The organism is Stenotrophomonas africana (assembly GCF_013004645.1).
In the GTDB taxonomy this organism is placed as follows: Bacteria; Pseudomonadota; Gammaproteobacteria; order Xanthomonadales; family Xanthomonadaceae; genus Stenotrophomonas; species Stenotrophomonas africana.
Map to the genome: position 1 here is coordinate 1 of NZ_JABEME010000025.1, position 11,479 is coordinate 11,479.

At 66.8% G+C, this 11,479-nt stretch carries 10 protein-coding genes; 9 read left to right on the forward strand and 1 reads right to left on the reverse strand.

Going from position 1 to position 11,479, the window contains the following annotated elements:
• Positions 1-292: 292 nt before the first annotated feature.
• A complete protein-coding gene (locus tag HLA98_RS20835) occupies positions 293-2,356 on the reverse strand; it encodes a 3-hydroxyacyl-CoA dehydrogenase NAD-binding domain-containing protein (RefSeq protein ID WP_057499684.1) in 2,064 nt (687 codons plus the stop codon).
• Between the two features lie 235 nt (positions 2,357-2,591).
• On the opposite strand from HLA98_RS20835, the gene rpoE reads away from it, so the two are divergent.
• The 9 genes from rpoE (at position 2,592) to recO (ending at position 11,257) form a co-directional block, all read left to right on the forward strand.
• On the forward strand, positions 2,592-3,212 hold the full coding sequence (rpoE, locus tag HLA98_RS20840; RefSeq protein WP_010482816.1) for an RNA polymerase sigma factor RpoE: 621 nt from the start codon (positions 2,592-2,594) through the stop codon (positions 3,210-3,212).
• On the forward strand, positions 3,209-4,090 hold the full coding sequence (locus tag HLA98_RS20845; RefSeq protein WP_057499685.1) for a sigma-E factor negative regulatory protein: 882 nt from the start codon (positions 3,209-3,211) through the stop codon (positions 4,088-4,090). Before rpoE ends, HLA98_RS20845 begins: the two co-directional genes overlap by 4 nt.
• A 74-nt stretch (positions 4,091-4,164) precedes the next feature.
• Positions 4,165-5,697, forward strand: coding sequence for a DegQ family serine endoprotease (locus HLA98_RS20850; RefSeq protein WP_057499686.1), 1,533 nt, complete (start codon positions 4,165-4,167; stop codon positions 5,695-5,697).
• A gap of 180 nt (positions 5,698-5,877) precedes the next feature.
• Positions 5,878-7,671, forward strand: a complete 1,794-nt coding sequence (gene lepA, locus HLA98_RS20855; RefSeq protein ID WP_057499687.1) for a translation elongation factor 4 — start codon at positions 5,878-5,880, stop codon at positions 7,669-7,671.
• A gap of 54 nt (positions 7,672-7,725) precedes the next feature.
• Positions 7,726-8,520 carry a signal peptidase I gene (lepB, locus tag HLA98_RS20860; protein ID WP_049445569.1) on the forward strand — a complete coding sequence of 265 codons (795 nt, stop codon included), beginning with the start codon at positions 7,726-7,728 and terminating at the stop codon, positions 8,518-8,520.
• A gap of 52 nt (positions 8,521-8,572) precedes the next feature.
• Complete coding sequence (locus HLA98_RS20865; protein ID WP_010482821.1) at positions 8,573-8,956, forward strand: DUF4845 domain-containing protein; 384 nt, start codon at positions 8,573-8,575, stop codon at positions 8,954-8,956.
• Entirely contained in the window at positions 8,946-9,626 is a 681-nt protein-coding gene (gene rnc, locus HLA98_RS20870) for a ribonuclease III (RefSeq protein ID WP_032129847.1), read from the forward strand. The genes HLA98_RS20865 and rnc overlap by 11 nt, the downstream gene beginning before the upstream one ends.
• Positions 9,623-10,519: a GTPase Era gene (gene era / locus HLA98_RS20875; RefSeq protein WP_010482823.1), complete on the forward strand. Its 897-nt coding sequence runs from the start codon at positions 9,623-9,625 to the stop codon at positions 10,517-10,519. Before rnc ends, era begins: the two co-directional genes overlap by 4 nt.
• An 18-nt stretch (positions 10,520-10,537) precedes the next feature.
• Entirely contained in the window at positions 10,538-11,257 is a 720-nt protein-coding gene (recO, locus tag HLA98_RS20880; RefSeq protein WP_057499688.1) for a DNA repair protein RecO, read from the forward strand.
• Positions 11,258-11,479: the final 222 nt, after the last annotated feature.

Below are 11,479 nucleotides of genomic sequence, written 5' to 3' on the forward strand. Positions count from 1 at the left end.
CCGTCCCTGGGGGCTCGATGGCGCCATCCATGGCGCCAACGGTCCCGCGAACCCACCCCGCCCGGCCCCTGACAGTTTCCGTGTGCTGTCCAGCCACGGAGAAGAAAAAAGAAAATCAAAATCAAACGCCGGTCGCTTCGCTCCTGGTGTCGACCAAGGTCGACACCCACCAGTTCGTAATGATCCGCCCCACCCAACAAACAGAAAAGCCAGAGCCGCTTTGGCTCTGGCTCTGGCTTTTGCTTCGGCGGTTGCCTCTGCGGGCGCCGGGCCGCAGGCCCGGCCGATAAACTCAAACCACTGGTTCGCGCAGGGCGGGGTTGTCCCAGCCGGGGCGCGGGGCGAAACGGTCGCCATGGCGCTGCTGCAATGCCTTCAACCGCTCGACGATCGCATCGGCACCGACCGCACGGATGTGCTGGATCGGACCACCGCGGAATGGTGCGAAACCGGTACCGAAGATCACGCCGGCATCCAGCAGGTCCGCGTCGGCCACCACGCCTTCGTGCAGGCAGGCCACCGCTTCGTTCAACAGCGGCAGGATCAGGCGGTCCTCCAGATCGGCCGGGGCCTGATAATCGCTGGCCACGTCCGGCTTCTTCGGCTTGCCGTTTTCCCAGGTGTAGATGCCCTGGCCATCCTTCTTGCCACGCTTGTCCGGTTCCACCGTCTGCAGCGCGGCCGGAATCTGCAGGCCCAGGAACGGCGCCAGTTCGCGGCCGACGCCGGCGGCCACGTCCAGGCCCACGGTGTCGATCAGTTCGATCGGGCCCATCGGCATGCCGAATTTCACTGCGGCCTTGTCGATCATCGGGCCCGGAATGCCCTCGGCATACGCGGTGGCGGCTTCCAGCATGTACGGGAACAGCACGCGGTTGACCAGGAAGCCCGGGCTGCCGGCCACCGGCACCGGGAACTTGCCCAGCGCCTTGCAGAACGCGGCCAGACGGCGCTCGGTCTCCGGCGCCATGCTGTCGTGGTGGATGATTTCCACCAGCGGCATCTGCGCGACCGGGTTGAAGTAATGCAGGCCAGCGAACTGTGCCGGGCGCTGGATATGGTCGCGCAGTTCCACCAGCGGAATCGACGAAGTATTGGTGGTCAGCAGCGCGTCCTGCTTCATCTTCGGTTCCAGCGTCTGGTACAGCGCACGCTTGGCTTCCGGGTTCTCGATGATCGCTTCGATCACCAGGTCGGCCTCGGCCACGCCGTTGCCTTCCAGATCGGCACGCAGGCGCGCGGCCACGGCGGGGCGCTTGCTCTCGTCGCGCACCTTTTTGGCGAACAGTGCCTGCGCGCGTTCCATGGCCGGGTCGATGAAGCGCTGCTCACGGTCCTGCAGGGTCACTTCAAAGCCCTTGTAGGCGGCCCACGCGGCGATGTCGCCGCCCATCACGCCGGCGCCGACCACGTGCACATGGCGGATGCCGGAATCGCCGCCACCGAGGCCCTTCAGGCGCTCGGTCAGGAAGAAGATGCGGATCAGGTTGCGCGCGGTCGGTGTACTGGCCAGCTTCACCACCGCGCGCCGTTCGGCGTCGAGGCGGGCCTGGATCGGCTTGCCGCCGCTGCGCTGCCAGGTGCTGATCAGCGCGTACGGCGCCGGATACTGGTCCTTCTTGGCCTTGCGTGCGACCTGCTTGACCATCTGCGGCGCCAGCAGCGTGCGTGCCAGCCAGGTGTTGGTGGCCCAGGCCGTCGCGCGCTGCTTGAACGGGCGCGTGGTGCCGGACAGGGCCAGCGCCACGGCGGTGTCGAGCACCACCGCCGGCGCCACCACCTTGTCGACCAGGCCGATGCCGCGCGCGGCCGAGGCCGACAGGGTGCGGCCAGTCAGCATCATGTCCATCGCCGCTGGTGCGCCCACCAGTTGCGGCAGTCGCGCACTGCCGCCCCAGCCCGGGAAGATGCCCAGCTGGGTCTCCGGCAGGCCGATGCGGGTGCTGCTGTCGTTGGAGGCCACGCGGTAGCGGCAGGCCAGCGCCAGCTCGGTGCCGCCGCCCAGGCAGTGGCCGTGGATGGCCGCCACGGTCGGGCAGGGCAGCTCGGCCAGCTTCTGGTAAGTGGCCTGGCCACGACGGATGGCGTCGTTGACGGTGCCGCGGCGGTCGAACTCCTGAAACTCCTTCAGGTCCGCACCGGCAATGAAGCCGGCCTTTTTCAGCGACTGGATCACCACGCCCTTGGGCGGGTCCAATGCAATGCGCTCGAGCAGGTCGCCCAGTTCCAGCAGCACATCCTGCGACATGGCATTGACGCTGCTGTCCTGACGATCCAGGGAGAGAACCACCACGCCGTCGTCGCGGATCTCGGGGTGCCAGTGGCTGAAGCGGAGACCATCGAAGCCTGAGAGCATGGACGTTCCATCCGGTTGTGTATGGAGAAGCGGCTATGATCCAGAGGTTGTTTCCCCCGCGTCAAATCCCAATAGCAGGGGAGTGGCGACCCCGGATCCATGGCCGTGGACCGGAACGCTAACGGAACGGTGGTTAAAAGCTGGTGCGGCGCCAGGTGATCGGCGACTGAACTTTTCCCGGGATTGGCAGTCTCATTGCCCGACGTCGGTTGGGCTGACAGGAGTGCGGCCCCTCATGGCCGATGTTGATACACCTCAGGAGCTGGATCTGGAACTGGTCCGGCGCGTGCAGCACGGCGAGAGTGCCGCGTTCGATGTCCTGGTGCGCAAGTACCAGCATCGCGTGGTGGCCCTGGTCGGTCGCTACATCGCCGACTGGAGCGAATGTCAGGACGTCGCCCAGGACACTTTCATCCGTGCCTACCGCGCGATCGGAAGTTTCCGTGGCGATGCCCAGTTCTCAACCTGGTTGCATCGAATCGCCGTGAATACCGCCAAAAACTACCTGGCTTCACACAATCGCCGACCGCCGACCGATGACATCGACATCGGTGATGCCGAACAGTTCGACAGCGGGACGCGCCTGCGCGACACCGATACGCCCGAACGCGAGTTGATGCGCCAGGAACTGGAACAGACGGTGATGAAGGCCGTCAACGCGCTGCCGGAAGAGCTCCGGTTGGCGATCACCCTGCGCGAGGTGGAAGGCCTGAGTTACGAGGATATCGCGCAGAAAATGGGGTGCCCGATCGGCACCGTGCGTTCACGGATCTTCCGGGCGCGCGAGGCGATCGACACCGAACTCCGGCCGCTGTTGGACATCGGCAGCGCCACCCGTGAGAAGAGCCGCGTATGACCAGTAATCCGTTCAACGAATCGCAGAACCACCAATCGCCCGCCGGGCAGCGCCTGGACCAGCGCCACCGCGAACAGCTGTCGGCCCTGGTCGATGGCGAGCTGGGTGCCGATGAGGCGCGCTTCCTGCTGCGTCGCATGGAACACGATCCCGAACTGTCGGGTTGTCAGGAACGTTGGCAGCTGCTGGGCGATGTGATGCGCGGGCAGGCCCCGGCGCTGGCACCGGCAGGATTCAGTGCTGCCGTGGCTGCCGCCATCGCGGCCGAACCCGCACCACAGGCCGAGCCGCGCCGCCAGGTACGTCGTACGGGCTGGCGAGCGTGGGGCGGTGGTGCCGCCCTGGCCGCGTCGGTTGCCGCCGTCGCGCTGTTCATCGGCGGCGAGAAACTGAAGGAGTCCACGCCGGGTGAACCGCTGGGGACGCAGGTGATCGCCAGCCAGGCGGAACTGGCGCCGGCACCGGCCACCCCGGCGACGGTCACCGAAGCGTCGGTGGATACCGCGGCAATGGCTGTGGCAGCGGCGCCGGCCGTGGCGATGGCTGCCTCCAGCCGCCGCCAGGACGCCCGCCGTGCCAGCGCTACGCGCACCCAGCAGGCCGGGCGTGCCGCGCAGCGCGATGAGGCCCCGCAACGGGCCATCGCCGCAGCGCCGGCGCCGTTGACCCCGACCGTGCCGGCCAACGCCAGCCGCAACCTGCCGTTCGGCGAGGTGGGCGGACTGCAGGCCCGGCCGTGGCCGCGCTCCAGCCTGGCGCCCGCTGCGGGCGGCGCGCTCAATGCCAGCTTCCCGGCCCATGCCGGGGGGGCCGCGTTCTACCCGTTCGAGCCGCGCCTGCAGGATGACCTGCCGGTGCCGCCGCGCCCGCGCGACTGAGCCGGGCGCTTTCACGCCCCGCCGTCGGCGGGGCCCGTATTCCTCTTTCCACCCGATCCGGAGGTTGCCGTCCGATGACTCCCCGACTCCGCACGCAGGCCATGGGTCTGCTGGCCCTGACCCTTCCCCTGGTGGCCTGCGCACAGGCCCCCGCGCCTGTCGCGCAGACCCAGCCTGCGCCAGCCGCAGCAGCGCGGGCGCCGGCACAGCCGCTGGTCAGTGGCCTGCCCGACTTCACCAACTTGGTCGAACAGGTTGGCCCGGGCGTGGTCAACGTCGACACCACCATCGTCCGCAACAACCGCCAGGCCGCGCGCGGCCCGATGGGCGACGATGACATGCCGGAGTTCTTCCGCCGCTTCTTCGGCCCGGACTTCCCGATGCCGGGGCAGGGTCCGGGTGGCCAGGACGGTGGTCCCAGCATCAAGGGCCGCGGCATGGGCTCGGGCTTCATCATTTCGCCCGACGGCTATGTGCTGACCAACTACCACGTGGTGGCCGATGCCAGCGAGGTGAAGGTCAAGCTGGGCGACAGCCGCGAGTTCAAGGCGAAGGTGGTGGGCAGCGACCAGCAATACGACGTGGCCCTGCTGAAGATCGAAGGCAAGAACCTGCCGACCGTGCGCGTGGGAGATTCCAACACGCTGAAGCCCGGCCAGTGGGTCGTCGCAATCGGCTCGCCGTTCGGTCTCGATCATTCGGTCACCGCCGGCATCGTCAGCGCACTGGGCCGCAGCACCGGTGGTGCTGACCAGCGCTATGTGCCGTTCATCCAGACTGACGTGGCGATCAACCAGGGCAACTCCGGCGGTCCGCTGCTGAACACCCGTGGCGAAGTGGTCGGCATCAACTCGCAGATCTTCTCCGCCTCCGGCGGCTACATGGGCATCAGCTTCGCGATCCCGATCGACCTGGCGATGAGCGCGGTCGAGCAGATCAAGAAGAGCGGCAAGGTCACCCGTGGCCAGCTCGGCGCGGTGGTTGAACCGATCGATTCGCTGAAGGCACAGGGCCTGGGGCTGCCGGACAGCCGTGGCGCGCTGGTCAACCAGATCGTGCCCGGCAGTGCGGCCGAGAAGGCCGGCGTGCAGATCGGCGACGTGGTGCGCTCGGTCAATGGCAGCCCGGTCAACAGCTGGTCCGACCTGCCGCCGCTGATCGGCGCGATGGCGCCGGGCAGCCGGGTCACCCTGGGTGTGATCCGCGACGGCAAGCCCCGTGACCTCAGCGCCACGCTGACCGCACTGAGCGACGACGGCCAGGGCAACGCTCGCGCGGCGGCCACGGCCAAGCCCGATGCGGCACCGCAGGCCGGCGCCAATGCCCTGCTGGGCCTGGACGTCAGCGACCTGACCGCACCGCAGCGCAAGCAGTTCGGCCTTGACGGCAACGAGGGCGTGCGCATCACCGGGGTCAAGGGCCAGGCGGCGCGTGATGCCGGCCTGTCGCCGGGCATGGTGATCCTGCAGGTCGGCCGCACTCCGGTCGGCAGTGTGGATGGCCTGAACCGCGCGCTGTCCGGTTACAAGAAGGACGACGTGGTGATGCTGCTGGTGCGTACCGGCAATGGCAACAGCGCGTTCGTGGCTGTGAAGGCCGGCCAGTAAAGCCTGCCCGGGCCGGTCCGGCGGCCCCGCCGATCACCCCGAAGCCCCGCCCCGGCGGGGCTTCGGCCATTCCGGGCCCGGCTCGATGAGGCCGTTTTCGCGGCGGGGCGCCGGGCGTGCGATAATCGACCGTTACCCTGACGACGCCGCGCGCCGCCGCCACCTATGTCTTCTGATTCGATGCGGAACATCCGCAACTTCTCCATCATCGCCCATGTCGACCACGGCAAGTCCACGCTGGCCGACCGCATCATCCAGCTCTGTGGTGGCCTGCAGGCCCGCGAGATGGAAGCGCAGGTGCTCGACTCCAACCCGATCGAGCGCGAGCGTGGCATCACGATCAAGGCGCAGTCGGTGTCGCTGCCGTACCTGGCCAAGGACGGGCAGACCTACCATCTGAACTTCATCGACACCCCGGGCCACGTCGACTTCTCCTATGAAGTCAGCCGCTCGCTGGCCGCCTGCGAAGGCGCGCTGCTGGTGGTCGATGCGGCCCAGGGCGTGGAAGCGCAGTCGGTGGCCAACTGCTACACCGCCGTGGAGCAGGGCCTGGAAGTGGTGCCGGTGATCAACAAGATCGACCTGCCCACCGCCGACATCGAGCGCGCCAAGGCCGAGATCGAGGCCGTGATCGGCATCGATGCCGCCGCCGCCGTACCGGTCAGCGCCAAGACCGGGCTGAACGTGCAGGACGTGCTGGAAGCGATCGTGCATCGCATCCCGCCGCCGAAGCCGCGCGACACCGAGAAGCTGCAGGCGCTGATCATCGACTCCTGGTTCGACAACTACCTGGGCGTGGTCTCGCTGGTGCGCGTGATGCAGGGCGAGATCAAGGCCGGCGACAAGCTGCAGGTGATGTCCACCGGCCGCAACCACCAGGTCGACAACGTCGGTGTGTTCACCCCGAAGCGCAAGGTGCTGCCGGCACTGAAGGCTGGCGAAGTGGGCTGGGTCACCGCCAGCATCAAGGACGTGCACGGTGCGCCGGTCGGCGACACCCTGACCCTGGCCGGCGACCCGGCGCCGAAGCCGCTGCCGGGTTTCCAGGAAATGCAGCCGCGCGTGTTCGCCGGCCTGTTCCCGGTTGATGCCGAGGACTACCCGGACCTGCGCGAAGCACTGGACAAACTGCGCCTGAACGATGCCGCGCTGCGTTTCGAGCCGGAAAGCTCCGAGGCGATGGGCTTCGGTTTCCGCTGCGGCTTCCTCGGCATGCTGCACATGGAAATCGTGCAGGAGCGCCTGGAGCGCGAATACAACCTGGACCTGATCAGCACCGCGCCGACGGTGGTGTATGAAGTCCTGAAGACCGATGGCTCGATCATCAACATGGACAACCCGGCCAAGCTGCCGCCGGTAAACCAGGTCGAGGAGATCCGCGAGCCGATCATCCGTGCCAACGTGCTCACTCCCGAGGAGTACATCGGCAACATCATCAAGCTGTGCGAAGAAAAGCGCGGCAGCCAGATCGGCATCAACTACCTGGGCAGCCAGGTGCAGATCAGCTACGAACTGCCGATGGCCGAGGTGGTGCTGGACTTCTTCGACAAGCTGAAGTCGGTCAGCCGTGGCTATGCCTCGCTGGACTACCACTTCGTGCGCTTCGACGCCGGTCCGTTCGTGCGCGTGGACGTGCTGATCAACGGCGACAAGGTCGATGCGCTGTCGCTGATCGTGCACCGCAGCCATGCCGACCGCCGCGGCCGCGAGCTGTGCGAGAAGATGAAGGACCTGATCCCGCGCCAGATGTTCGACGTGGCCATCCAGGCCGCCGTCGGCTCGCAGATCATCGCCCGCACCACGGTCAAGGCGATGCGCAAGAACGTGCTGGCCAAGTGCTATGGTGGCGACGTTTCGCGCAAGAAGAAGCTTCTGGAAAAGCAGAAGGAAGGCAAGAAGCGCATGAAGCAGGTCGGCCGTGTGGAGATCCCGCAGGAAGCGTTCCTGGCCGTACTGCAGATGGACAACAAGTAAGCCCGCACCGGCCCTGCGGGGCCGGTCGTCTGGTGACGTTGCAAAGGACCCTGAATGAAACTGTTTGAGATCCTCCTGGTCGTGCTGACCCTGGCCTCGGGCCTGATCCTGCTTGGCGAGAAGCTGTACTTCGCCAAGCGTCGCGCCCAGCGCGCGGGCCTGCTCGATTCCGAGCCGGTGCTGGTGGACTACTCGCGTGCGTTCTTCCCGGTGCTGGCGATCGTGCTGATCGTGCGCAGTTTCATCGCCGAGCCGTACAAGATTCCGTCCAGCTCGATGATGCCGAACCTGTTGATCGGTGATTTCATCCTGGTCAACAAGTTCTCCTACGGCCTGCGCCTGCCGATCAGCAACACCAAGATCGTGCCGTTTGGCGAGCCGTCGCGTGGCGATGTGGTGGTGTTCCACTTCCCCGGCCATAGCGACAACGACCCGGCAAAGGGCGAGAACTTCATCAAGCGCGTGATCGGCGTGCCGGGCGACACCGTGGTCTTCGAAGGCGACGGCATGATCCTCAACGGCGAACCGCTGAAGTACGACAACAAGGGCATCTACGCCGGCCACAAGGGCCAGGGCGAGGGCGCCAACCTGCTGGTCGAGCACCTGCCGGGCCGTACCCACACCGTGCTTGAGACCGACTACCCGCGTGGCCAGGGCCAGTGGACCGTGCCGGCCGGCAAGTACCTGGTGATGGGCGACAACCGTGACAACAGCGACGATGGCCGTTTCTGGGGCCTGCTGCCGGAAGAGAACCTGCGCGGCAAGGCCTTCCTGATCTGGCTGAACTGCCAGGGCTGGTTCTGCAAGGATGGCTTCGAGCCGTCGCGGATCGGCTCGAGCATCAACTGATCGGGCATCAACCGGGTAATTTCACATCCAACGCGTATCTGGGGAGAACGCAATGAAGACGATGAACACGCAGCGTGGCATGACCCTGACCTCGTTCCTGACGGTCCTGATCGTGGTTGGTTTCTTCCTCTACATCGGCATGAAGCTGTTCCCGATGTACCAGGAGTACTACGCGGTGCGCTCGGCAATGAAGAGCCTGGCCAACGAGCCGGGTGTGGGCAGCATGGAGCCGGCGCGGATCCAGGACCTGTTCTTCAAGCGCCTGTACATCAACTATTCGGACAACGTGAAGCCGGCCAACGTGAAGTTCGACCGTCGCGACAATGGCTGGACGCTCAAGGTCAACTATGAAGTGCGCCGTCAGCTGATCGGCAACCTCGATGTGGTTGGCAAATTCGATTCCTCCCAGGACCTGACACGAAGCGGTGCCCAGTAAATTCATCCAACGTGGCGACCTGATCGGTCATGCCTTCAGCGACCCGGCCCTGCTCAAGCAGGCGCTGACGCATCGCAGTGCCGGTGCGCCGCATAACGAGCGCCTGGAGTTCCTCGGTGACAGCATCGTCAACATGATGGCGGCCGAGGCGTTGTACCGACGCTGGCCCAAGGCTGACGAAGGCGCGATGACCCGCGCCCGTGCCGAGCTGGTGCGAGAAGGCGCGCTGGCGGTGATCGGGCGCACCCTGGAACTGGGCGAGCGGCTGACCCTGGGCCCGGGCGAAATGAAGTCCGGCGGTCATCGCCGCGACTCGATCCTGGCCGACGCGGTGGAAGCCGTGGTGGCCGCGATCTACCTGGATGCCGGCTTCGAGGCCTGCCGGGCGGTGGTACTGCCCTGGTTCAGCGCGTCGATCGAGGCACTGCCGGCCTCCGGCCGGCCCGAGAAGGATCCCAAGACCCGCCTGCAGGAATGGCTGCAGGCCCGACAGAAGGCGTTGCCGCAGTATGAACTGGTGTCAGAATCCGGTGACGACCACGCCAAGCACTTCCGGGTACGCTGCAACGTAGCCGACCCGGCCGCCAGCACCGAGGGCGAAGGCGCCTCGCGGCGGCTTGCCGAACAACAGGCGGCTGCGGCCGTCCTAGAACAACTGGATTCCAAGTGAGCGAACAAACTTCCCATCATTGCGGCAGCGTGGCCGTCATCGGCCGCCCGAACGTGGGCAAATCGACCCTGACCAATGCCCTGGTCGGCGCCAAGGTCAGCATCGTTTCCAACCGACCGCAGACCACGCGCCATCGCCTGCTGGGCATCGCCACCTATCCGGAAGGCCAGCTGGTGCTGGTCGACACCCCCGGCCTGCACAAGGTGCAGAAGCGGGCGATGAACCGGGTGATGAACCGCGCCGCGCGCGGCTCGCTGGAAGGCGTCGATGCTGGCCTGCTGGTGATCGAAGCCGGTCGCTGGGACGAAGAAGACAGCCTGGCCTTCAATGTACTGCGCGACGCCGGTATCCCGGTGGTGCTGGTGGTCAACAAGATCGACCGGCTGAAGGACAAGGGCGCGCTGCTGCCGTTCCTGCAGGAAGTCACGGCCGGCCGCGATTTCTCGTCCGTGCATCCAATCTCGGCGCAGAAGCGCAACGGCCTGGAAGCACTGGTACGTGACGTACTGGCGCTGTTGCCGGAAGCGCCGCCGATGTTCGGCGAAGACGAGATCACCGACCGCAGCCAGCGTTTCCTGGCCGGCGAACTGGTGCGTGAGCAGCTGATGCGCCAGCTTGGCGAGGAACTGCCGTACGCCACCACCGTGGAAATCGAGCGCTTCACCGAAGATGGCAACCTGCTGCGCATCGGTGCGGTGATCTGGGTCGAGCGCGAGGGCCAGAAGGCGATCGTGATCGGCAAGGGCGGCACCCGGCTGAAGGAGATCGGTGCCAAGTCCCGCCTGCAGATGGAACGTCTGTTCGGGGCCAAGGTGTTCCTGGAGACCTGGGTGCGCGTGCGTGAAGGCTGGTCTGACGACGAGGCCGCGCTGAAGGCCTTCGGTTACGAGTAAGCCGTCGCGGTCGCTTCGATGATGATCGAGGACGACACCGGTTTCGTGCTGCACGCACGGGCCTACCGCGAGACCAGCCTGCTGGTCGAAGTGTTGAGCGCGCAGCATGGCCGCATCGGCCTGCTCGCGCGTGGCGTGTCCACGGCCAAGGGCCAGGTGCTGCGCGCGGCCCTGCAGCCGCTGCAGTGGATCCGCTTCAGTGCCCTGCAGCGGGGGGAACTGGCCCAGCTGCGCGGCGCGGAAGCGCTGGACGCGGCCCCACGCCTGGTCGGCCAGGCGATGCTGGCCGGCTTCTACCTGAGTGAACTGACCCTGCGCCTGGCCCCGCGCCAGGACCCGTTGCCCGAGTTGTACCTGGCCTACGGCGAAGCACGTGCGCGGCTGGCCGTGGGCGCCGGCCTGGCCTGGACCCTGCGTCGCTTCGAACGCGAGCTGCTGTCCGCGCTGGGCCTGGGTTTCGATCTGGACAGTGCGAGCGACGGACAGCCGATCGACCCGGCCGCGCGCTATGAACTGGACCCGCAGGAAGGCGCGCAACGCCTGCTGAGCGAGCGCGGAGGGGAACGCCGGGCGGCCGCCACTGGCTCGGCGCTGCTGGCGCTGGCGGCGGACGAAGAGCCCGGTGCGGCCGACCTGGCCAGCCTGCGTCTGCCGATGCGGCGGGTGCTGGCCCATCACCTCGGGCCGCGCGGGCTGAAGTCCTGGGAAATGCTCGAGCAGCTCGCACCCCGCAGGTAGGGGGTGTTCGGCAGGGCTTGCAGCCCTGCACCTGCAGAATCAACGTCAACGGCAGAAGCTGGCTATCCGTGGGGAGGCGGGGTGGGTCCGGTTGAGGGGGGCGCTGCAAGTCCCCCTCCGGGGTCCGGCCCAGCCGCTGGCGGCTGTGCGTTCGGGCGCTTGCGAAGCAGTGCTTCGCAAGCAAAGCGCCCTCACCCATGTAAGCTCGGTCGCCGCTTGCTC